Consider the following 22573-nt stretch of genomic DNA (forward strand, 5'->3'; position numbering starts at 1 on the left):
CGCGCTTCCATTTCCCACGGCCCAGAGCTCCCGCTGTGCGAGAGCCCCTCTTTTTTCTCTTCTTCCCTTCACCCCGCCGGCCTGCTGCCATGAGCTCTTCCGCCCCCTCCCTGCGCGACCTCGAGAACCCCACCGAATTCATCGCCCGCCATATCGGCCCCGACGCCGAAGCCGAGGCGCGCATGCTGGCCACCGTGGGAGAAAGCTCGCGCGCGCAGCTCATCGAGAGCATCGTGCCGCCCTCGATCCGCCGGAGCCAGCCGATGCAGCTGCCGCCGGCGGTGACCGAGGCCGTGGCGCTGGCCGAGTTGAAGGCCATCGCATCGAAGAACCAGCGCGTGAAGAGCTTCATCGGCCAGGGCTACCACGGCACGCACACTCCGGGCGTCATCCTGCGCAACGTGCTGGAGAACCCCGCCTGGTACACCGCCTACACGCCCTACCAGGCCGAGATCAGCCAGGGCCGCATGGAGGCGCTGGTCAACTTCCAGACCATGGTCACCGACCTGACCGGCATGGCCATCGCCAATGCCTCGATGCTGGACGAGGCCACCGCCGCCGCCGAGGCCATGACCCTGGCCAAGCGCAGCGTCAAGAGCAAGAGCAGCCGCTTCGTCGTTGCCGGCGACGCGCATCCGCAGACCATCGAGGTGATCCAGACCCGCGCTGCGCCGCTGGGCATCGAGGTGGTGCTGGCCAACTCACTGCAGCAATGGAACGATCTGCTAGCCGGCGACTACTTCGCCGTGCTGGCGCAGTACCCCGCCACCAGCGGCCGCATCGACGACCTGCGCGCCGACGCCGAGCTGATCCACGGCAAGCAGGCCGCGCTGATCGTCGCCACCGACCTGCTGGCCCTGACGCTGATCGCGCCGCCCGGCGAATGGGGCGCCGACATCGTGGTCGGCAGCACCCAGCGCTTCGGCATGCCCATGGGCGCCGGCGGCCCGCACGCGGCCTTCATGGCCTGCCGCGACGAGTTCAAGCGCTCGCTGCCCGGCCGGCTGGTGGGCGTGAGCGTGGACAGCCACGGCGCGCCCGCCTACCGCCTGGCCCTGCAGACGCGCGAGCAGCACATCCGCCGCGAGAAGGCCACCTCCAACATCTGCACGGCGCAGGTGCTGCCGGCCGTCGTGGCCAGCATGTATGCCGTCTACCACGGCCCCGCCGGGCTGACGCGCATTGCACGCCGCGTGGCCGCCTATACCGCCATCCTGGCCGCGGGTCTGAAGCAACTGGGCGCGCCGCTGCGCGAGGTGCCCAGCTTCGACACGTTGTCGCTGCACACCAAGGACCAGACCCAGGCGATCCTGGCGAAGGCCCTGTCGCTGGGCCTCAACCTGCGCGTGTACTTCGGCGAATACCTCTGCATCGCCCTGGACGAAACCACGACCCGCGCCGACCTGGCGCTGATCTGGCAGGCCTTCGCCGCCGACGGCCAGGCGCTGCCGCGCGTGGAGGACTTCGAAGCCGAGCTGCCCTCGCTGATTCCCGCCAGCCTGCGGCGCACCAGTGCCTTCCTGACGCACCCGGTCTTCAACACGCACCTCAGCGAGACGGCCATGCTGCGCTACATCCGCAGCCTCTCCGACAAGGACCTCGCGCTGGACCGCAGCATGATCCCGCTGGGCAGCTGCACCATGAAGCTGAACGCGACGAGCGAGATGATCCCGATCACCTGGCCCGAGTTCGCCGATGTGCATCCCTTTGCGCCCGCCGGGCAACTGGCCGGCTATGCCGAACTCGACGCGCAACTGCGCGACTGGCTGTGCCAGGCGACGGGCTATGCCGGCATCAGCCTGCAGCCCAATGCCGGCAGCCAGGGCGAGTACGCCGGCCTGCTGGCCATCAAGGCCTGGCACGAGAGCCGCGGCGACAGCCACCGCAACATCTGCCTGATCCCCTCCTCCGCGCACGGCACCAACCCGGCCAGCGCGCAGATGGCGGGCATGCAGGTGGTGGTGACGGCCTGCGACGCCAACGGCAACGTCGACATCGACGACCTGAAGCGCGCCTGCGAGAAGCACGGCGACAAGCTGGCCTGCATCATGATCACCTACCCCAGCACGCATGGCGTGTTCGAGACGCGAGTGAAGGAGCTGTGCGAGATCGTGCATGCCCACGGCGGCCGCGTGTACGTGGACGGCGCCAACATGAACGCGCTGGTGGGCGTGGCGGCGCCCGGCGACTTCGGCGGGGACGTGAGCCACCTGAACCTGCACAAGACCTTCTGCATTCCCCACGGTGGCGGCGGCCCCGGCGTGGGTCCGGTGTGCGTGGTGGAGGACCTGGTGCCCTTCCTCCCCGGCCATGCGACGGGCGGCAAGCCGGCGACGGTGGGGGCGGTGTCCGCCGCGCCCTTCGGCAACGCCGCCGTGCTGCCGATCAGCTGGATGTACATCCGCATGATGGGCGCCGAGGGGCTGAAGCAGGCCACCGAAACGGCCATCCTCAACGCCAACTACATCAGCGCACGCCTCGCCGACCACTACCCCACGCTCTACGCCAGCGCCAACGGCCATGTGGCCCACGAATGCATCCTGGACCTGCGCGGCCTGAAGGAGAGCAGCGGCGTGATGGCCGAGGACGTGGCCAAGCGCCTGATCGACTACGGCTTCCATGCGCCGACGCTGAGCTTCCCGGTGGCCAACACGCTGATGGTGGAGCCCACCGAGAGCGAGCCGCTGGCCGAGCTGGACCGCTTCATCGAGGCCATGATCGCCATCCGCGGTGAGATCCGTCGCATCGAGGAAGGCGTATGGCCGCGCGAGGACAACCCGCTGAAGAACGCGCCGCACACGGCAGCCACGCTGGTGGCGACCGACTGGGCGCATCCCTACTCCCGCGAGGTGGCGGCCTTCCCGCTGGCCACGCTCAAGCAGGCCAAGTACTGGCCGCCGGTCGGGCGCGTGGACAACGTTTACGGCGACCGCAACCTGTTCTGCAGCTGCGTGCCGGTGAGCGAGCTGCAGGACGAATCGGCCTAGGACTGGGTTGATACGGAGCGGCCACTGTCGGCACCCGTGACGGGCGATCTCGGCGCTGTTGTGCGCGGTGTTTGTTGGCTTTGGGCTTTGGGCTTTGGGCTTCGAAGTGTGTGCGCGATGGTCCGGCCCTGGCGCCGGTGAGGGCGTGGCGGCGCTTCAAGTGGGGCGGTCAGCGCTGCGCGCCGACTCCCCTCCGGTGCTCGGACAGACGGGCCGCGGCAGAACTCGCTACGCGCTTCGCGCTGCGCTCAGACAACTGCCGCGAGTCAGTTCACGAAGCGGGCCTGTCCTCCGGCAGGCCCGCAGCCCGTCCGCCCTGCGCTCCTCGGCACCCCACAGGCGCGCCGCCACGCCCTCACCGGCACCAGGGCCTGCACTGGGGGTGATCGGCCGGCACTACGTCCCGCACCTGCACCCCGCACCCCGCACTTCGACCTGGACCTGCACCCTGTGCCTGTGCCTGTGCCTGTGCCTGTGCCTGTGCCTGTGCCTTCACCCTGCACCGAAGCAGGCTCACTTGCGTTCCTGGCTGGACTCCTTCCCCCGCTGGGGGAAGGCAGGGATGGGGGCAGTGCGCCACCGTGGTTGCATTCCGCACAACTCCGGCCCCTTGGACGCCCAACGTCCGCCTCCACGCGTCGGCGCCGGGCCCAGGGCGCGCGGGCGATTTCGGGGTCGGCGAGGAGCGCAGGGTGGACGGGCTGCAGGCCTGCCGGAGGACAGGCCTGCTTCGTGAACTGACTCGCGGCAGTTGTTTGAGCGCAGCGCGAAGCGCGTAGCGAGTTCTGCCGCGGCCCGTTCATCCGAGCACCGCAGCGGAGTCGGCCCACAGGGCCGACCGACCCCGTATGAGCCCGCGCGCCCTGGGCCCGGCGACGGCGCGCACCCCAGCGACAAGCAAGGCCCCAAACGCCAAAAAGGCCCAAGACCTGAAGAAACCTGGGCTCCAGGGCCTTCAACCCACCCTACCCCCCGATCGTCCGATCCAGGAAGCCCACGATCCGCGCCGTCACCTCATCGCGGTTCGTCTCGTTCAGCAACTCGTGCCGGGCCTGCGGATACAGCGTCAGTTCCACATCCTTGACACCCGCATCGCGGTAGCGCTGCGCCACCACTTCAAGGGCCGCCCCGCCGCCCGCGATGGGATCGGCATCGCCCGAGAGGATCAGGATCGGCAGATCGGACCGGATACCGGCCAGCACCGCCGGGTCCGCGGCGCGGGCCAGCGTCTCGATGCCGGTGAAGGGCTCCGGAACGAAGCCACAGGCCGGGTCGGCGCAGTAGCGGTCCACCTCGGCCGCATCGCGGCTCAGCCATTCGAAGCCGGTGCGGTGCTCGAAGCCCTGGTTCAGCGAACTCAGGTCCACGGGCCCCGGCGCGGTCATCATGGCCACGATGCCGGAGACTTCGGTCGAGCCCAGCAGGACCGCCGCCTCCACGTCCCGCGAATGGTCGAGCAGGAACTGCTGCGTGGCGAAGGAGCCCATGCTGTGGCCGATGAGCGCCAGCGGCAGGCCGGGATGGTCCTGGCGGATGCGGTGGTTGAGTTGCAGCAGGTCGTCCACCCAGCCCGGCCAGCCGTCGCGGCCCCAATGGCCATATCGGCCCTGCGCCGTGCGGCCCGATCCGCGGCCATCGGGCGCATAGACCAGGTAGCCCGCGGTGGCCAGCGCCTCGCCGAAGCGGCGGTAGCGCCCGCCGTGCTCGCCCAGCCCATGCTGGACCTGGACGATGCCGCGCGGCGCGCCCTCGGGCGACCAGCGCCAGGCCTGGATGCGGATGCCGTCGCGCGAGTTGAACTCGATGCTGTCTTCTGTCATGGAACGTCTCCTGGATGAGGGCAACGAACCATTCTAGGAAGCGACCCCGGCCGGGCCGGACGCGCCGGCGTCAGCGCGCCGAGCGCGCGCCGGCCGCCCTCAGCGCGACGAATTGGCCGGACAGGTGCGCAGGCCGAGCAGCGTGTAGGCCGGGCAGAAGCGCAGCAGCCCCGTGGCCAGCGGCACCAGGCCGATCCAGCCCCAGGCACCGATCACACCGGCCAGTGCCAGGCCGATGAGCACGAGGCCTGCCACGATCCGCAGCACGCGGTCCAGGGTTCCGACATTGGGGGTCATGAGTGCTCCTCGATGAGTGAGATGGACAAGGGCGCCGCCACTCAGGCGGACGCCGCAGAGAACTGGCGGAAGGCTTCCACGGCACTGGCGGCGTACACCGCGGACGGCCCGCCGCCCATGTAGATGGCCACGCCCAGCGCCTCGTGCACCTCGGCCTCGGTCGCGCCCAGCCGGGCCAGCGCCTTGGTGTGGAAGCCGATGCAGCCCTCGCAGTGGGCCGCGACGCCCGCGGCCAGCGCGATCAGCTCCTTGGTCTTGGCACTGAGCGCGCCCTCGGCCATGGCGGCCTTGCCCATGTCGGCGAAGCCCTTCATCACGCCGGGCACGGTCTGCCGCAAGGGCACGAGTTGCGCGGAGATGTCGTGGGTGATCTGTCGGTAGTCGGTCATGGCGGATTCCTGCTCGGCAGGGCCGGCCACGAAGCCGCGACACTCGACCAAGCACAAGGCCATCATATTAGGAAGACCTAATATTCAACCAACGCCGGCCAGCGCGTTTGCACCATCCATGACCCACATCAACCCCGAGCACGCCCTGCTCCAGGAAGGCGCCCAGCAGGCCGCCGCCTTCCTGCGTGCGCTGGGCAACGAATCCCGTCTGCTGGTGCTGTGCCTGCTGGGCAAGCACGGCGAGCTGTCGGTGGGCGCGCTGCAGGCGGAGGTGGGCCTCGGCCAGTCGGCGCTGTCGCAGCACCTGGCCCGCCTGCGCGAGGACGGCCTGGTCGCCAGCCGGCGCGAGGGCCAGACGGTGTACTACCGCATCGACGATCCCAGGGCCGGCCGCATGATCGACCTGCTGGCCGAGCTGTTCTGCCCCTGAGATTCTCAGAAGAAGGGCCCGGGCACGTCGAAGTCCGCCGTCTCCAGGCAGGCCTCCCGCAGCGCCGCCACCAGGGGCCGCGGATCGTCGTGGCGGAAGTGGAAGCCGTAGTCCAGCGTCGCCAGCGGCTCCGTGGCGGCCAGGCGGCAGAGCACGCCGCGCTGCACCAGTCCGTCGGCCAGCCCGCGCGGCAGCATGCCGATGCCCTGCCCCGCCGCCAGCAGGCTGGCGACCGCGCCCCATTGGCTGCAACTCAGCACCGCGCGCGGACGGGCACCGGCGCGGGCCATCCAGCCGTCCTGCAACTGCGTGACGCCCGAGCCGCGCGGCAGCGCGACCAGCGTGTGGCGCGACCAGGACTCGGCATCCAGCCGCTCGATGCCTGCCGCCAGCGCGGCCGAGGCGCACCACACGAAGGCCGCCTGCCCGAGGGGCACGGCGCTCAAGGTCGGCCGCGAGGCGGCGCCCAAGATCACGGCGGCGTCCAGCTCGGCCTGCTCGACACGCCGCGCCAGGTGCGCGCCGATGTCCACCTCGATGCGCAGCTCCAGCGCCGGATGCCGCGCGCGCAGCCAGGCCACGGCGCGCGCCAGCCAGGTCATGGACGCGAGTTCGCCCGTGCCCAGGTGCGCGGTACCGCCCAGCGCCGCGCCGGGCCCCACGGCCATCCGGGCCTGCTCGGCACGCTGCAGCAGGTCGGCCGCCAGCGGCAGCAGGCGCTGGCCGGCCTCGGTGAGCCGGGCGCGATGGCCCGCGCGGTCGAACAGCGGCGCGCCCAGGGCCGACTCCAATTCGGCCAGCCGCTTGGAGAGCGATGACACGCTCAGGTGCAGCCGCTCGGCCGCCAGCGCAAAGCTGGCGCAGGTCGCGGCCCAGTAGAAGGCTTCCAGTTGCTTGAGCGTCACTTGTTCGATTTCAGTGGAATGGACTGCGCCGGATTATTCGCTTTCACTCACGCGCAGGACTGCCTAAAGTCCCACCTCATCGCCCGCCCGCCGATCCGGCGCAGGCCGACAGCTTCACTCTCTGCCCATGACCCAGCCCTCGACACCCGCCGCCGACGCCGGCCCCGCCCCACCGCCCGCCCCCGCCCATGACCCCTGGCGCGCCTTCAGCGGCGGCGCCGCGCGCGGCCCGCTGGCCGAGGTGCTGGCCCTCGACGACTTCCAGCGCCTGGCCGCGCGCCGCCTGCCGCGCGCCATCTATGGCTACGTGGCCGGCGCCGCCGAGACCAACAGCAGCCTGGACGACAACCGCCGCGCCTTCGCCGAATGGGGCTTCGTGCCGCGCGTGCTGGCCAACGTGTCGCAGCGCGACCTGGGCACGGAGCTCTTCGGCCGCCGCTACGCCGCGCCCTTCGGCATCGCGCCGATGGGCATCGCCGCGCTCTCGGCCTACCGCGGCGACGAGCTCATGGCGAGCGCCGCCGCACGCGCCGGCATCCCCTACGTACTGAGCGGCAGCTCGCTCACGCCCATGGAAAAGGTCATCGCAGCCGGCCCCGGCAGCTGGTTCCAGGCCTACCTGCCGGGCCAGCCCGAGCGCATCGACGCCCTGCTCGACCGCGTGGAGCGCGCCGGCTTCGAGACGCTGGTGATCACCGCCGACGTGCCCGTGGCCGGCAACCGCGAGAACAACATCCGCGCCGGCTTCTCCACCCCGCTACGCCCCAGCCTGCGCCTGGCCTGGGACGGGTTCACCCACCCATGCTGGACGCTGGGCACGCTGCTGCGCACGCTGGCCGACGGCATGCCGCACTTCGAGAATTCCTTTGCCGAGCGCGGCGCGCCGGTCATCTCCCGCAACGTGGAGCGCGACTTCTCCAAGCGCGACCATTTCGACTGGTCGCACATCGCCCGCATCCGCCGCCGCTGGCGCGGACCGCTGGTGGTCAAGGGGCTGGTGTCGCCCCAGGACGCTGCGCTGGCACGCCAGCACGGGGCCGACGGCATCGTGCTCTCCAACCACGGCGGGCGGCAGCTCGACGGCGCCGTCTCGGCCCTGCGCACGCTGCCGGCCGTGATGGAAGTGGCGGGCGACATGGCGGTGATGATGGATGGCGGCATCCGCCGCGGCAGCGACGTGCTCAAGGCCCTGGCCCTGGGCGCGCGCTTCGTGTGGGTGGGCCGGCCCTTCAACTTCGCGGCCGCCGTGGCGGGCGAAGCGGGGGTGGCCCATGCCATTCAGCTGCTGTCGGCCGAAGTGGACCGCAACCTCGCCATGCTCGGCGTGACGCGGCCGGGTCAGCTCTCGCGCGACTTCCTCATGCCGCGGGGTCCGCTGCCGGTGTGATGGGCCAGGCCTGCTGCAGGCGCCGCAGCTCGCTGGTGAGCTGGTGCACCGAAAAGGGCTTGGTCAGCACCGCCATGCCCGGCTCCAGCTGGCCGTCCCTGAGCAGCGCGTTTTCCGCATAGCCAGTGATGAAGAGCACCGGCAACGCCGGTCGCAGGCTGCGCGCCGCGTCGGCCAGTTGCCGCCCGTTCATGCCACCCGGCAGGCCCACGTCGGTGATCAGCAGGCGCACCTCGGGCGAATCGCGCAGCATCGCCATGCCGGCCAACGAGTCGGCGGCCTCCAGCACCCGGCAGCCCAGGTCGCGCAGCGTCTCGGCGACGATCTGGCGCACGGCCTCCTCGTCCTCCACCACCAGCACGGGCCAGTCGGCCTGCGCCGCCATGTCGGGCTCGGCCTGCATGCCGTTCGATGCCGCGGGTACCGCGCCCTCGAGCGCGCGGGGCAGGTGGATCGACACCACCGTGCCCTGCCCCACCTCGGATGCGATGCGCACCTGCCCGCCAGACTGGCGCGCGAAGCCGTAGATCATCGACAGCCCCAGCCCCGTGCCCTGTCCCAGCGGCTTGGTGGTGAAGAAGGGATCGAAGGCCTTGCCCAGCACGTTCGCCGGCATGCCCACGCCGTTGTCGGTCACGCGCAACAGCAGGTAGTCGCCCTCGGGCAGGTCGTGGGCGCGGGCGGCGGCGCCGGCCATGTGGACATTGAGCGTCTCGATCAGCACCTGCCCGCCGTCGGGCATGGCGTCGCGGGCATTGATGCACAGGTTGAGCAGCGCGTTCTCCAGTTGAGACGGATCGACCAGCGCCGGCCAGGGGGCCGGCTCGGCATGCGTGACGATGTGCACCTGCGGGCCCACAGTGCGCTGGATGAGCTCGACCATGCCGGCCGCCAGCTCGTCCACCTGCGTGGGCCGCGGCGCCAGCGTCTGCCGGCGCGAGAAGGCCAGCAGCCGGTGCGTGAGCGCGGCTGCGCGGCGCGTGGCGTCCTGCGCCGTGCGGATGTAGCGGGCCAGGTGCTCGGGCTGGTTCTGCCGCAGCCGAATGTCCATCAGCTCCAGCGCGCCGGAGACGGCCGCCAGCATGTTGTTGAAGTCGTGGGCCAGGCCGCCGGTGAGCTGGCCGATGGCTTCCATCTTGCGGGCCTGGTGCAGCGCCTCCTCGGCGGCCTCCAGCTCGCGGGTGCGTTCGCTCACGGCGTCCTGCAGGGCGTCGCGGGAGCGGCTCAGCATCTCGCGCGCGTCGATGATGGCGTCCATCTCGGTGCAGATGCCCACCCAGGCCATGGCGCTGTCGGCCTCTCCCGCCACGGGGTGCGCGCGTGACAGCCACCAGCGGTAGCCCTCGCGGGGGCTGCGCATGCGGAACTCCGCCTCGTAGGGCATGCGGGCCTTCACCGCGCGCTGCCAGGCGCCGGCCAGCGCCGGCAGGTCGTCCGGATGCACGAAGTCGCCCCAGCCTTCGTCCAGGAAGCGCTCGCGCGGCTGGCCGCTGAAGGCCGTCCAGCGCGGGCTGACGTAGCGCACCAGCCCGGCCCGGTCGGCCGTCCAGACGAAGCCGGGCAGCTCGTCGAGGATGCGTCGCTGCTGCTCGGCCTCGGCCGCCAGTTGCTGCTGGGCCAGCACACGGGCCGTGGTCTCGGTGGTGAAGCAGAACACGCCGCGCACCAAGTCGCCGTCGTAGATGGGCGAGTACGAGTACGACCACCAGGTCTGCTCCTCGCGGCCATAGCGCGCCATGGTGATCGGCACATCGACGAAGCGGCTGGCCTGGCCGGCCAGCGCCTGCTCCAGCGGGCCACGCACGGCCTCCCAGGCGTCGGACCACAGCACGGGCAGCGACTGGCCCAGCGCGCCATCCAGCCGCGGCCCCAGGATCGGCCGGTAGGCGTCGTTGAAGAAGAAGGTCAGCGCATCGCCCCAGACCAGGTACATGCTCTCGGGCGAATTGAGCATGAGCCCCAGCGCGTTGCGCAGCGCGCCCGGCCATTGCTCCGCGGGCCCGAGCGGCGTCGCGGCCCAGTCGTGGGCCCGCACCGCCGCGCCCATGGCGCCGCCGTCGACAGGAAGGGGGGAATTCATCTGCGCTGTGCTTCAGTCAGGCCGGGCGACCGGCGCGGGGGACGGCCATCGCCGCGATGGCCCGAAGCATTGTCGCGAACTGTGAATGCAGCCTTGCCGAATGCCCCTGTGCTGCCGGCAGGCCGCAGGGCCGCCGGCCGGGCCGCAGCACATTCAACGGCCCCGCGCCGACTTGCGGCGCGGCGTCGCGGCGCGCAACTCGCCCTTGACGGGCGGCGGCGGAGGCGGCGACTGCAGCTGCTCGATGGACAGCAACGCATCCACGTGGCCGACGAAATGCTCCAGGTAGCCCGGCGACAGCTGCTGCATCAGCGCCAGCGCCCGGTGGACCAGGTGGTGCGAGTTGAGCGGCCCCGCCTGCGCCGGCACCTGCGCGGTGGCCTCGCGCAGCCGCTGCTGGGCCGACAGGCGCGACCAGGTGCCGCGGAAGCGCCGCAGCGCCTTGAGCTCCGGCGGCCGGGATTGCCCCTCGGCCGTCGCCAGCAGCGGTGGCCCATCCTCGGGGGCGCTGCGGCCACGCTGCGCCAGGGCATCGGCCAGCTGGCCGAGGGCGCCGCGCGTCGCCGTCGCCGGCGCTTCGCTGGCCTGACCCGGCCGCGCAGCCAGGCCGGCGGCATAGCGATCGAGGGCTGCCTCCAACCGGGGCATGAGCAGGTGCTGGATCCGCTGCGGCTGCCCGACGGTGCGCCGCGCCAGCGCTTCCATCGCGAGGAATGCGGCGGGATCGGCCCGGTCCGCCCCGGCATCGCGCCAGGCGGCGAGGCGCGCCTGCAGTGCGTTCACCGCAGTCATCAGGGCTTGACCGCGGCCTTGCCGGCCTCGGTGCGGGCCGGGCGGGGCATCGGCGCCATCTCGACGCGGCGGTTGCGGGCGCGGCCATCGGCGTCGGCATTGGAGGCGACCGCCTGCTGCGCGCCGAAGGCGGCGGCGAACACGGCATCGGCGGGAATGCCCTCCTCGATCAACGCGCGTGTCACGGTCAGCGCGCGCTGGGCCGAGAGCTCCCAGTTGTCGGCGAAGCGGCGGCTGTCGCCGCGCACCTGCCGGTCATCGGTGAAGCCGCTGACCATCAGGATCTCGCCGCGCTCGCGCAGGTAGCGGCCCAGCGGCCCGGCCAGGGTCTTGAGCAGCTGGCGGCCTTCGGGCTGCAGCTCGTCCGATGCGAAGGCGAAGAGCACGCTGCCGCTGATGCCGATGCGCCCATCCGCTAGCGTCACGCGGCCGGCGGCCAGCGGGCCCGCCAGGGCCTGTTCCAGCGTCTGCAGCCGGCGGGCGGCCTGCTCGCGCTGCTGCACCTCGGCCTTGAGGCGATCGGCCAGCTCCATCTGCATGCCCAGCGCCGCGACGAGGATGAGCGCGAAGGCGCCCAGCACGCCGGCCATCAGGTCGCCGAAGACGGCCCAGACCGGCACCGCCGGCTCGGCGCCGCCGTCGACGAGGTCGTCGTTCAAGGCTGCCATGGAACTGCTCCGCCGGATGCGCCTTGCTCCCTCCCCCCCTTGGGGAGGGCTGGGGCGCCGGATGCGCCTTGCTCCCTCCCCCCCTGGGGGAGGGCTGGGGTGGGGGCCTGCGGCGCCTCGATCAGCGCCTGCGTCATGCTGGCCCCCATCCCTGCCTTCCCCCAGAGGGGGAAGGAGTTCCAACGCGACTCTCGCGCGGCGCCGGTCACGCGGCGGCCTCCACCCCGCGCTGGGCGGCCAGGTGCTGCAGATCGTCGATGATCTGCTTCTGCGCGCCGATGCTCAGCTCGATCACCTCGCGGGCCTGGGCCACGTAGTAGTCCAGCTGCTCGTCGCTGCGGGCCAGGGACTTGGTCAGCGCCGTCTCGATGCCCTTGAGCTGCGTCAGCAGCTCGCCGTTGGCCTGGCCGAAGAGCTGCACGGCGCCGCCGAAGGCCTCGCCCAGGCTGGCCACTTCGACCGCGCTGGCGCCCAGCTGCGTGCCGGCCTCGTCCAGGCGCGCGGCCTGGGCGTCCAGCGCCTGGCCGAAGCGCTCGACCTGCGCCTGCAGGGTCTCGCCGAACTGGCCGCTGGCGCGCTCCATCAGGCCGGCGGTGGTGTCCACCAGCGCATCGATGGCGCCGCGCTGCTCGGTGGCCTGGCGGTTGAGCGCCTCCAGCAGCGTGCCCAGGGTCTGCATCAGGCGCTCGCGTTCCTCCAGCGTGGCCTGGTCGCGGGCCATGCTGTCGCTGATGCGCTCGCGCAGCTCGCCCATGACCTCGGCCGCGGCGCGGGGTGCTTCGGCGGCGGCCTGCACCAGTTGGCCGATCTCGGCCAGGGTGCGCCGGGCCTGCGCCTCCATCTGCGTGCTCATGTCGGTGGCGGTGCGGGCCAGGGCGGCGCCGGCTTCGCGCAACTGGCCGGTGGCGTGCTCGCCGGCCGCCTCCCACTGCGTGCGCAGGGTGGCGACGGTGGTTTCGAGGGCGCCGGTCCAGGCCGCCTGACGCTCGGCCTCCTGCGCGGCGCGCTGCTCGATCTGCGCCAAGGTGCGCTCGGCCTGGGCCTGGGCGGTGCTGCCGATGTCGATGGCGGCCTGGCGCAGCTGCTCGCCCACCTGCTGCCATTGGCCCACGGCCTCGCCGGTGGCGCGCTGCAGGCCTTCGGCCACCTGTCCGGTGGCCTGCTGCAACTGGCCGGCGGCCTGGCTGCTGGCCAGGGCCAGGGCCTCGGCGGCGCCGGTGCTGGCGCGTTCGAGCTGACCGGCGATCTGGCCGCTGGCACGCTCCAGTTCGGCGGAGGCGGCGCGGCCGGCCTGCAGCCACTGGTCGGCGGCGGCACTGCCGGTCTGCTGCCACTGCTCGCGCAGGTTGGCCGCCATGGTCTCCAGGGCGGCCGTCCATTGCTGGAGGCGGCCGTCGTCCAGCGCGGCGCGGCGTTCCATCTCGGCCAGGGTGCGGCGGGCCTGCGCCTCGGCATGGCCCCCCACCTCGGCGGCGGTGTGGCGCAGGGCGTCGCCCAACTGCTGCCACTGGCCGGCGGATTCGGCGCCGGCAGCACGCCATTCCTCGCGCAGGGCGGTGGCGGTGGTCTCGAGCGCGGCGCGCCAGTCGGCCAGACGGCTTTCGTCGGCGGCGGCGCGGCGGTCCAGATCGGCCAGCAGGCGCTGGGCCTGGGCTTCGGCACCGGCGGTGATGTCGCGCACGCTGCGCGACAGGGTCTCGCCGACGGACTGCCATTCGCCGGTGGCCTGGGCCCCGGCCTGCTGCCACTGCTGGCGCAGTTCCTCGGCCAGGCTGCGCAGCGCACCGGTCCAGGCGGCCAGGCGGGTGTCGTCGTGGGCGGCAAGGCGGGTCTGCAGCTCGGTGTGGGCGGCTGCGACGCCTTCGCGCAGGGCGGCGGCCTGGCCGACGAAGCCTTCGGCGGCGCGCTGCAGGGCGGCCTCGTGGCGCACGGCCATCTGCTCGGCACCGACGGCCTGCTGCGACAAGGTCTCGGCCCATCGCTGGCCGAGGGTTTCGGACTGGCGGTCCAGGTGGGCCGCCAGGTCATCGGCCAGCGCCAGACTGTGCTGCTGCGTGTGCTGGGTGAAGCGGGTCAGCGCCTCGTCCAGGGCCGCCTCGCGCTGCTGGGCATGGCCGGTGAACCGGGCCAGCGCCTCGTCGAAGGCGCGGCTGCCCGTGGCCTGCGCGGCCTGCTGTTCGGCCAGGGCGCTGCGCCACAGGCCGGCGACCTCGGTGGTGGCCTGGCCGAAGCGCTCGGCCACGCCGTCGAGCTGGCGGCGCACCTGCTCGGCCATGGCGGTCTGCAGGCGGCCGCTTTCCTGGGCCAGGCCGGCCAGCGTGGCCTCGATGGCGGACTGGATGGCGGCGCCGCTCAGCCGCGCACCCTCGGCCACGCTCTCCTTCAGGCTGCGCTCGACCGAGGCGGCCAGCGCCGCATAGGCCGATTCGGCCTGCGTGTGGAAGCGGGCCTGGTCGGCGGTGAGCCGCTCGTTCAGGGCCTGCTGCTGGCGCTCCAGCGCCTCCATGCTGGCCTGCAGCCGCTCGACCAGCGTGGGCAGCAGGCCGGCCTGCTGCTCCATCAGCTTGAGCGAGGCCTCGCGGTGGTGCGTGGCCGAGAAGGCGCGCAGCGGGCCGGCGATGGCGGCGTCCAGTTGCTGGCCCACCTGCACCCGCTCGCGGCGGGCCAGGGCGGACATCAGGCCCAGCGCCGCCGAGGCGGCCACGCCGGCCACCGAGGTGCCGAAGGCCAGGCCCAGGCCGCGCACCGGGGCCGACAGCGCGTCGCGGATGCCCTGCAGCTCGGTGGCGCCGGTGAGTGCGGCGCCGGTGCCGTCCAGCGTGACGACCATGCCCATGAAGGTGCCCAGCATGCCCAGCAGCACCAGCAGGCCGGTGATGTAGGGCGCGAGCGCAGGGCCGGGCAAGGCGACGCGGCCGCCTTCGATGCGCTGGCGCACAGCGCCCTGCAGCGCCGGCTCGACCGGGACCAGCCAGGCATGGCGGGCATCGGCCGGGGCGCCGCCGAGACTGTCGAGCGCGCGGGCCAGTGCGCGGGTCGCGCGGTCGAAGCGCAGCAGCTCCACGCCACCCACCAGATAGAACACCCCGATCAGCACCATCACCGCCAGCGCGAGCGGCTGGCGGCCCAGGTAGCCGGCGCCGACCCACAGCACGGCGGCCAGTCCGGCCGCGAATACGGCCCAGAGCAGGGCCTTGGCAAACAGTCTCTTCATGCGTCCTTGTTTCCTGGTGTGGCCACGGCGGGCGCAGCGGCGCCCGGCGGCCGGAGGGCTTCGAGCAGGGCCAGCGCGGGCTGCAGGCGCAGCTCCAGCTCGGCCATCAGCACGGTGTGCAGGTCCTGGCGGAAGGGTTCCTGCCAGCTTTCGTCCTTGGGCCCATGCGCCTCGGCGAGGCGGCGGAAGTGCTTTTCGAGCATCGGCGCCACGCCGGCCATGAGCCGGTCCTCATGCGGGCCCAGGGTCTGGGCCATGACGGCATCCACGGCGGCCAGCCGCGCCAGCTCGGGCGAGCGGGCCGCCACCACGGCGCGCAGGCGCTCGCGCAGCAGGCCGATCGCCATCTCCATCGCCTGCTGGCGTGCCAGATAGCGCTGCCGGTAGGGCGAAAAGCCGATGCCCTGCTCGAAGGTGGAGCGGCCGGCGGCGGCGGCCTCCTTGGCATGGCCGTGAGCCAGCACGGCGCGCACGCGCTCGACCTCGGCCTGCTCCTGCGGCCAGGGATCGTCGGTGGTGGAAGGGGCGCCGGCAGCGCTCGGGGCCGGCAACGGCCGTTCGAGGGCCGCTGACAGCGAGATGGCGTCCGTCCAGCCGAGCCAGTGGCTCAGGCGGTCGGCGAAGGCGTCTCTGGAATCCCGGACCTGCGCCCGCGGACCGGCAAGGCCGGCCAGCAGTCGCACAAGCGCCGCACCGGTCAGGCCCGTGCGCACGGTGGTGAGCGCCATGGGGGTTGCCGGATCGAAAAACCGCGCAGTCTACACCGGGGGTGCGTCGGCTCCGGCCGCGCCACCTGACAGCTTTGTCATCTTGCCGTCAGCGAGGCGTCGGCCCCCGGCGCCCACAGTGGCGGCCGTGTCTGCCATGCTGCCCATGCCTTCCCTCGCCCACGACCGCTTCCCGCGCCGCGAGCGCCCTGCCCTTGCACGGCGGCGCTCGCCCAAGCTCCCGCTGACCGCCCTGTGCGCCGCCCTGCTGATGGCGGGCTGCGCCGTCGGTCCCGACTACCAGCCGCCGCCCGTGCCCAGTGGCGCCAGCCAGGGCGCCTTCAAGGAAGACGGCCCCTGGCGCCCCGCGGCGCCGAAGGCGGCCGATGCCGACTCGCCATGGTGGAGCCAGTTCGGCGATCCGCAACTGGACGCGCTGGTCGCCCAGGCCATGACGGCCAGCCCCACGCTGGCCCAGGCCTCGGCCACCTACCGCCAGGCGCAGGCGCTGGTCGACGGCGCCTCAGCCGGCTTCTTCCCGACCGTGGGCGCCAGCGCCTCGGGCGGGCGCGGGCGCAGCAAGAGCAGCGGCACCTCGGTGCTGGGCGACACCCATGCCTGGTCGCTGCAGGCGGCCTGGGAGCCGGACTTCTTCGGCAAGGTGCGCCGCGGCGCCGAAGCGGCGGCCGACAGCGCCCAGGCCAGCGCCGCCGACCTGGCCGCGGCCCGGCTCACGCTGCAGGCGGCCGTGGTCAACGACTACATCCAACTGCGCCTGGACGACCGCCAGAAGGCGCTCTACGTGCGCACCGTGGCGGGCTACCGCGATTCGCTGCGGCTGGCGCAGGCGCAGTACCGCGCCGGCACCGCATTGCGCTCGGACGTGGCGCTGGCCGAAAGCAACCTGGCCTCGGCCGAGGCCCAGGCCATCGACATCGACCTGACCCGCCGCCAGCTGGAGCACGCCCTGGCGGTGCTGCTGGGCAGGACACCCGGCGAGTTCTCGCTGCCGCCGCTGACCGAGGAGGCGGCCTCCCCTCTCGCCCTGCCGGTGACGCCGCCCGGCCTGCCCTCGCAGCTGCTGGAGCGCCGCCCCGACATCGCGGGCGCCGAGCGCCGCGTGGCGGCCGCCAATGCGCAGATCGGCGTGGCGACGGCTGCCTACTACCCCGACTTCACGCTCAGCGCCAGCGGGGGCTTCTCGGGCGCCGGCCTCACGGCCTGGGCCCGCACGCCCGACAAGGTGTGGGCGCTGGGCTTCGCGCTGGCCGCGTCGATCTACGACGGCGGCGCCCGCAGCGCCAAGGTGGCCCAGGCGCGCGCCGCCTTCGACGGTGCCGCCGCCGGCTACCGGCAGACGGTGCTGGCCGCCTTCCAGGACGTGGAGGACAACCTGGCCGCCCTGCGCGAGCTGGCCCGCGAGCGCGAGGCCCAGAACCGCGCCGTGACGGCCGCCCGCGACTCCCTGCGTGTGGTGCTGAGCCAGTACCGCGCCGGCACCGCCAACTACACCACCGTCGTCACCACCCAGGCGCTGGCGCTGACGGCCGAGCGCAGCGCGCTGCAGCTCGAAGGCCGGCAGTACGCCGCCAGCGTCGCGCTGGTCAAGGCGCTGGGCGGCGGTTGGGGCAGGGGCCAGTTGCCCGCCATCCCCCACGCCAGCGACGCCGCCGACGCCGCGCCTGCCGGCACGCCTGCCGCGACGCCCACGGCGGCGTCCGCCCCCTCCGCCGAAATCGCTGCCTCCGCCAGCCCCGCCACGCGCTGACCCGTCTTTCCGTCGAACGCCATGTCCCTGCCCCATCGCACCCCCCTCGTCTCCCGCCGCGGCCGCACGGTCGGCGCGGCGGTCGCCACCGTCGCCCTGCTGATCGCCGCCTGGCATCCCGGCCTGCACCGTGACGCGCACGCCGCCGAGCCCGCCAAGGCCCCACCCGCCGTGCCGGTGCGCCTGGCCACGGTCCAGCGCAGGGACGTGCCCCTGGCCATGACCGGCATGGGCAGCGTGCTGCCCATGGCCTCGGTCACCGTCCGCACCCGGGTGGACGGCCAGTTGGAGGCCGTCAACTTCAAGGAAGGCCAGGACGTGAAGGCCGGCCAGGTGCTGGCGCGGCTCGATGCCCGCGCCCTGCAGGCGGCCCTGGCCCAGGCCCAGGGCACGCTGGCGCGCGACAACGCGCAGCTGACCAATGCCCGCGCCGACCTGCAGCGCTATACGGAGCTGCAGCAGCAGGACGCCGCCACCCGCCAGCAGCTGGACACCCAGGCCGCCCTGGTGCGCCAGCTCACCGCTACCGTGCAGAGCGACACCGCCGCCGTCTCGGCCGCGCAGGTGCAGCTGAGCTACGCCACGCTCGCCGCGCCGCTGTCGGGCCGCATCGGCGCCCGGCTGGTGGACCCCGGCAACATCGTCCACGCCACCGACGCGGCCGGTCTGCTGGTCATCAACCAGATCGATCCCATCGCCGTGCAGTTCACCCTGCCCGAAAGCGCCTTCCAGGCCATCAACACGGCCCTGCACGGACCGGCGCCGCTGCAGGTGCAGGCCATCGACCGCGCTACCCATGAGGTGCTGGCCACCGGCGAGCTCACGCTGCTGAACAACCAGATCGACGTCACCACCGGCACCATCGCCATGAAGGGCCGCTTCGCCAACCCCGACCACAAGCTGTGGCCCGGCCAGTCGGTGGATGCGCGCCTCGTGCTGGGCCAGCAGCGCAATGCGCTGACCGTGCCGGTCGCCGCCGTGCAGCGCGGGCCCAACGGCCTGTTCACCTACGTGGTCGATGCCGAGGGCAAGGCCCGCGTGCAGGCCATCGAGGTGGGCAGCAGCGAGGGCGACACGACCGTCGTGACCAAGGGCCTGAATGCGGGTGACCGCGTGGTGACCGACGGCCAGTTCCGCCTGGCCCCTGGCACCGCCGTGCGCGAAGCCAAGGAAGGCGGCGACGCCAAGGGCGCCGACAAGCCGGCCGGCGCCAAGGCCGCAGAAACCGCCAAGGGCGGCCAGGGAGCCGCCTCGTGAGCATTTCCGCCGCCTTCATCCGCCGGCCCATCGGCACCTCGCTGCTGGCCGTGGCGCTGCTGCTCATCGGCCTGGTGGCCTGGCCGATGCTGCCCGTGGCACCACTGCCGCAGGTGGACTTCCCGACGCTGCAGGTCACCGGCCGCCTGCCGGGCGCCAGTCCGGAGACCATGGCCTCGAACGTGGCACAGCCGCTGGAGCGGCAGTTCTCGCTGATCCCCGGCCTGTCGCAGATGACCTCGACCAGCTCGCTGGGCCTGACGCAGATCACGCTGCAGTTCGACCTGGACCGCAACATCGACGGCGCCGCGCTGGACGTGCAGACCGCCATCAACTCGGCGACCGGGCAGTTGCCCAAGAACCTGCCCAGCCCGCCGAGCTTCCGCAAGATCAACCCGGCCGACGCGCCGGTGCTGATCCTGGCGGTGCAGTCGCAGGTGCTGCCGATGACGCAGGTGGACGACTACGCCGAGAACATCCTGGCGCAGCAGATCTCGCGCATCGAGGGCGTGGGCCTGGTCAACGTGTTCGGCCAGCAGAAGCCGGCCGTGCGCATCCAGGTCGACCCGGCCAAGATCCGCGGCCTGGGCCTGAGCCTGGAGGACATCCGCGGCGTGATCGCCAACACCACCGTGAGTGCGCCCACCGGCACGCTGGACGGCGCTTCGCAGGCCATGAACGTCTACACCAACGACCAGCTGCTCAAGGCCGCGCCGTGGAACGACATGGTGCTGGCCTACCGCAATGGCGCGCCCATCCGCGTACGTGACGTGGGTGTGGCCGTGGACGGGCCCGAGAACGCCAAGATCGCCGCCTGGGCCTTCCCCGGCAAGGCCGAGCCCGAGGGCAGCCACATCGAGCCGGGCCAGGCCATCTCGCTGGCCATCACCAAGATGCCGGGCGCCAACGTGATCGACACGGTGGACCGCATCTTCGCGGCGCTGCCCAAGCTCAAGGCCTCGATCCCGCCCAGCGTGACGGTCAGCACCATCATCGACCGCACCCAGACCATCCGCGCCTCGGTCAAGGACGTGGAGTTCACCCTCGTGCTGTCGGTGGCGCTGGTGGTGGCGGTGATCTTCGTCTTCCTGCGCAGCATGACCGTCACGCTGATCCCCAGCGTGACCGTGCCGCTGGCCCTGCTGGGCACGGCGGCCGTCATGTACGTGCTGGGCTATTCGCTGGACAACCTCTCGCTCATGGCGCTGACCATCGCGGTGGGCTTCGTGGTGGACGACGCCATCGTGATGCTGGAGAACATCTACCGCCACATCGAGGACGGCATGCCGCCGATGCAGGCGGCGCTGCAGGGCGCGCAGGAGATCGGCTTCACCATCGTGTCGATCTCGGTCTCGCTGGTGGCGGTGTTCATCCCGCTGCTGCTGATGGGCGGCATCGTGGGGCGCCTCTTCCGCGAATTCGCGGTGACGGTGACGCTGACCATCGCGGTGTCGGTGGTGGTCTCGCTCACGCTGACGCCCATGCTGTGCGCCAAGTTCCTGAAGAACCCGCATGGCGACGGCGCCCACGCGGCACCCAGGCACGGCAAGCTCTTCGACCTGTTCGAGCGCGGCTTCGAGGCCATGATCGGCGGCTACCGCCGTGCGCTGGAAGTGGTGCTGCGCCATCCCTTCATCACGCTGCTGAGCTTCATCGCGACGGTGGCCGCCACCGTGGCGCTGTTCATCGTGATTCCCAAGGGCTTCTTCCCGCAGCAGGACACGGGCTACATCTTCGGCACCGCGGTGGCAGGGCAGGATTCCTCGTCCGAGGCCATGCACGGGCGCATGCTGGCCCTGGCCGACATCGTGCGGCAGGACCCGGACGTCACCGCCTTCGGCCTGCAGGCCGGCGCCAGCACCTTCAACTCGGGCAACTTCTTCATCGGCCTCAAGCCCAAGGAAGACGGCCGCACCGAGACCGCCGATGAGATCATCGGCCGCCTTCGGCCCAAGCTGGCGCGCGTGCCCGGCATCACGCTCTACATGCAGGCCGGGCAGGACATCAACGTCGGCGGCCGGCTGGCGCGCACGCAGTACCAGTACACGCTCACCGACACCGACCTGGGCGAGCTCGACACCTGGACGCAGCGCATCACCCAGCGGCTGCAGCAGCTGCCCGCCCTGACCGACGTGAGCTCCGACCAGCAGAACGCCGCGCCCATGGCAAGCCTGACCATCGACCGCCAGCGCGCCTCCAGCTATGGCATCACGCCGGCACTGATCGACGCCACCCTGTACGACGCCATCGGCCAGCGCCAGGTGGCGCAGTACTTCACCCAGCTCAACAGCTACAACGTGGTGCTGGAAGTGACGCCTGCACTGCAGCAGGATCCAAGCCTGTTCGACCGGCTGTTCATCACCTCGCCCATCAACGGCCAGCAGATCCCGCTGTCCACCTTCGTGAAGCTGGACACCACCCGCACCAGCTACCTGGCCGTGAACCACCAGGGCCAGTTCCCGGCGGCGACCATCTCCTTCAACCTCAAGCCCGGCTTCGCGCTCGGCCAGGCGGTCGAGCAGATCCAGCAGGCGCAGGCCGAGATGGGCGTGCCGCCCACGCTCACCGGCAGCTTCCAGGGCACGGCGCAGGCCTTCAGCGCATCGCTGCGCACGCAGCCCTACCTGATCCTGGCGGCGCTGATCGCGGTGTACATCGTGCTGGGCCTGCTGTACGAGAGCTACATCCACCCGCTCACCATCCTCTCCACCCTGCCCTCGGCCGGCGTGGGGGCGCTGCTGATCCTGATGGCGGGCGGCTACGATCTGAGCGTGATCGCACTCATCGGCATCATCCTGCTCATCGGCATCGTCAAGAAGAACGGCATCATGATGGTGGACTTCGCCCTGCATGCCGAGCGCGACCGCGGCATGAGCCCGCGCGACGCCATCTTCGAGGCCTGCGTGCTGCGCTTCCGCCCCATCATGATGACCACCATGTGCGCCCTGCTCTCGGGCCTGCCGCTGATGCTGGGCCACGGCGCCGGCTCCGAGCTGCGCCGGCCGCTGGGCTATGCCATGGTGGGCGGGCTGCTGCTGTCGCAGGTGCTCACGCTCTTCACCACGCCGGTGGTCTACCTCTACCTCGACCGCGCCCACCACTGGTACATGCGCCGCAAGGCCACGCGGGCCGCACGCGCCGCCACGCCGCGGCTGGAGGCCGCCCAGCCATGATGCGGGTGCTGATCGTCGAGGACGAGCGCAAGACGGCCGACTACCTCAGCCAGGGCCTGACCGAGCAGGGCTGCACGGTGGACGTCGCCTACGACGGCATCGACGGCCAGCACCTGGCGCTGCACCACGACTTCGACGTGATCGTGCTCGACGCCATGCTCCCGGGCCTGGACGGCTTCGAGGTGCTGCGCTCGCTGCGTGCCGTCAAGGGCACGCCCGTCATCATGCTCACCGCCCGCGACGGCGTGGAAGACCGGGTGCGGGGCCTGCAGGGCGGCGCGGACGACTACCTGGTCAAGCCCTTCTCCTTCATCGAGCTGCAGGCCCGGCTGCAGGCCCTCACGCGCCGCGGCCGCGCGCAGGAGCCCACGCTGCTGCGCGTGGGCGATCTGCAGATCGACCTGATCAGCCGCCGCGCCCTGCGCGCCGGCCAGCGCATCGACCTCACGGCCAAGGAATTCGCGCTGCTTACCCTGCTGGCCCGGCGCCAGGGCGACATCCTGTCCAAGACCGCCATCGCCGAGCAGGTGTGGGACATGAACTTCGACAGCAACACCAATGTGGTCGAGGTGGCCATCAAGCGCCTGCGCGGCAAGATCGACCTGCCCTTCGCCCAAGCGCTGCTGCACACGGTGCGCGGCATGGGCTATGTGCTGGAAGAGCGCGCGCCGGGCACTGCCGGCGGCGACGACGACTGAG

Annotated in this window: 16 protein-coding genes; 7 read left to right on the forward strand and 9 right to left on the reverse strand. The window is 72.1% G+C overall.

The window, feature by feature from the left end:
• Positions 1–89 precede the first annotated feature (89 nt).
• Positions 90–2987 (forward strand): aminomethyl-transferring glycine dehydrogenase, encoded by a 2898-nt coding sequence (gene gcvP / locus ABIC63_RS24880; RefSeq protein ID WP_354321763.1) that lies wholly within the window; start codon positions 90–92, stop codon positions 2985–2987.
• A gap of 965 nt (positions 2988–3952) precedes the next feature.
• Here gcvP and ABIC63_RS24885 read toward each other — a convergent pair.
• The 3 genes from ABIC63_RS24885 to ABIC63_RS24895 all read right to left on the reverse strand — a co-directional run bounded on the left by ABIC63_RS24885 (position 3953) and on the right by ABIC63_RS24895 (position 5493).
• Entirely contained in the window at positions 3953–4807 is an 855-nt protein-coding gene (locus ABIC63_RS24885; RefSeq protein ID WP_294373736.1) for an alpha/beta hydrolase, read from the reverse strand.
• Between the two features lie 99 nt (positions 4808–4906).
• Positions 4907–5104 carry a YgaP family membrane protein gene (locus ABIC63_RS24890; protein ID WP_017760462.1) on the reverse strand — a complete coding sequence of 66 codons (198 nt, stop codon included), beginning with the start codon at positions 5102–5104 and terminating at the stop codon, positions 4907–4909.
• A gap of 41 nt (positions 5105–5145) precedes the next feature.
• On the reverse strand, positions 5146–5493 hold the full coding sequence (locus tag ABIC63_RS24895; RefSeq protein WP_354321764.1) for a carboxymuconolactone decarboxylase family protein: 348 nt from the start codon (positions 5491–5493) through the stop codon (positions 5146–5148).
• 118 nt (positions 5494–5611) lie between these two features.
• Between ABIC63_RS24895 and ABIC63_RS24900 the strand changes: the two genes are divergently transcribed.
• Entirely contained in the window at positions 5612–5923 is a 312-nt protein-coding gene (locus tag ABIC63_RS24900; RefSeq protein ID WP_294373749.1) for an ArsR/SmtB family transcription factor, read from the forward strand.
• Between the two features lie 5 nt (positions 5924–5928).
• Here ABIC63_RS24900 and ABIC63_RS24905 read toward each other — a convergent pair whose 3' ends face one another.
• Positions 5929–6828 carry a LysR family transcriptional regulator gene (locus ABIC63_RS24905; RefSeq protein WP_354321765.1) on the reverse strand — a complete coding sequence of 300 codons (900 nt, stop codon included), beginning with the start codon at positions 6826–6828 and terminating at the stop codon, positions 5929–5931.
• 127 nt (positions 6829–6955) lie between these two features.
• On the opposite strand from ABIC63_RS24905, the gene ABIC63_RS24910 reads away from it, so the two are divergent.
• Positions 6956–8215, forward strand: a complete 1260-nt coding sequence (locus ABIC63_RS24910) for an alpha-hydroxy acid oxidase (RefSeq protein ID WP_354321766.1) — start codon at positions 6956–6958, stop codon at positions 8213–8215.
• On the opposite strand, the gene ABIC63_RS24915 is transcribed toward ABIC63_RS24910, so the two are convergent.
• From ABIC63_RS24915 to ABIC63_RS24935, 5 genes are all read right to left on the reverse strand, one after another.
• Positions 8187–10295: an ATP-binding protein gene (locus tag ABIC63_RS24915; RefSeq protein WP_294373755.1), complete on the reverse strand. Its 2109-nt coding sequence runs from the start codon at positions 10293–10295 to the stop codon at positions 8187–8189. The two genes, ABIC63_RS24910 and ABIC63_RS24915, sit on opposite strands and share 29 nt — an antisense overlap.
• 153 nt (positions 10296–10448) lie before the next feature.
• Positions 10449–11078 carry a DUF2894 domain-containing protein gene (locus ABIC63_RS24920; protein WP_354321767.1) on the reverse strand — a complete coding sequence of 210 codons (630 nt, stop codon included), beginning with the start codon at positions 11076–11078 and terminating at the stop codon, positions 10449–10451.
• 8 nt (positions 11079–11086) lie between these two features.
• Entirely contained in the window at positions 11087–11755 is a 669-nt protein-coding gene (locus ABIC63_RS24925; protein ID WP_354321768.1) for an OmpA family protein, read from the reverse strand.
• A 205-nt stretch (positions 11756–11960) separates the two neighbouring features.
• Entirely contained in the window at positions 11961–14969 is a 3009-nt protein-coding gene (locus ABIC63_RS24930; RefSeq protein ID WP_354321769.1) for a DUF802 domain-containing protein, read from the reverse strand.
• A complete protein-coding gene (locus ABIC63_RS24935; RefSeq protein WP_354321770.1) occupies positions 14966–15697 on the reverse strand; it encodes a DUF3348 family protein in 732 nt (243 codons plus the stop codon). Before ABIC63_RS24935 ends, ABIC63_RS24930 begins: the two co-directional genes overlap by 4 nt.
• Before the next feature lie 136 nt (positions 15698–15833).
• Here ABIC63_RS24935 and ABIC63_RS24940 point away from each other — a divergent pair, with 136 nt between their 5' ends.
• Genes ABIC63_RS24940 through ABIC63_RS24955 form a run of 4 tightly spaced genes read left to right on the forward strand, consistent with a single transcriptional unit; the run spans position 15834 to position 22572 of the window.
• Positions 15834–17444 carry an efflux transporter outer membrane subunit gene (locus ABIC63_RS24940; protein ID WP_502935911.1) on the forward strand — a complete coding sequence of 537 codons (1611 nt, stop codon included), beginning with the start codon at positions 15834–15836 and terminating at the stop codon, positions 17442–17444.
• Between the two features lie 21 nt (positions 17445–17465).
• Positions 17466–18701 (forward strand): efflux RND transporter periplasmic adaptor subunit, encoded by a 1236-nt coding sequence (locus tag ABIC63_RS24945; protein WP_354321772.1) that lies wholly within the window; start codon positions 17466–17468, stop codon positions 18699–18701.
• Entirely contained in the window at positions 18698–21874 is a 3177-nt protein-coding gene (locus ABIC63_RS24950) for an efflux RND transporter permease subunit (RefSeq protein WP_354321773.1), read from the forward strand. The genes ABIC63_RS24945 and ABIC63_RS24950 overlap by 4 nt, the downstream gene beginning before the upstream one ends.
• Complete coding sequence (locus tag ABIC63_RS24955; protein ID WP_114804383.1) at positions 21874–22572, forward strand: heavy metal response regulator transcription factor; 699 nt, start codon at positions 21874–21876, stop codon at positions 22570–22572. Before ABIC63_RS24950 ends, ABIC63_RS24955 begins: the two co-directional genes overlap by 1 nt.
• Position 22573 lies beyond the last annotated feature (1 nt).

This window comes from Pseudacidovorax sp. 1753 (genome assembly GCF_040544975.1).
Lineage (GTDB): Bacteria > Pseudomonadota > Gammaproteobacteria > Burkholderiales > Burkholderiaceae_C > Xenophilus.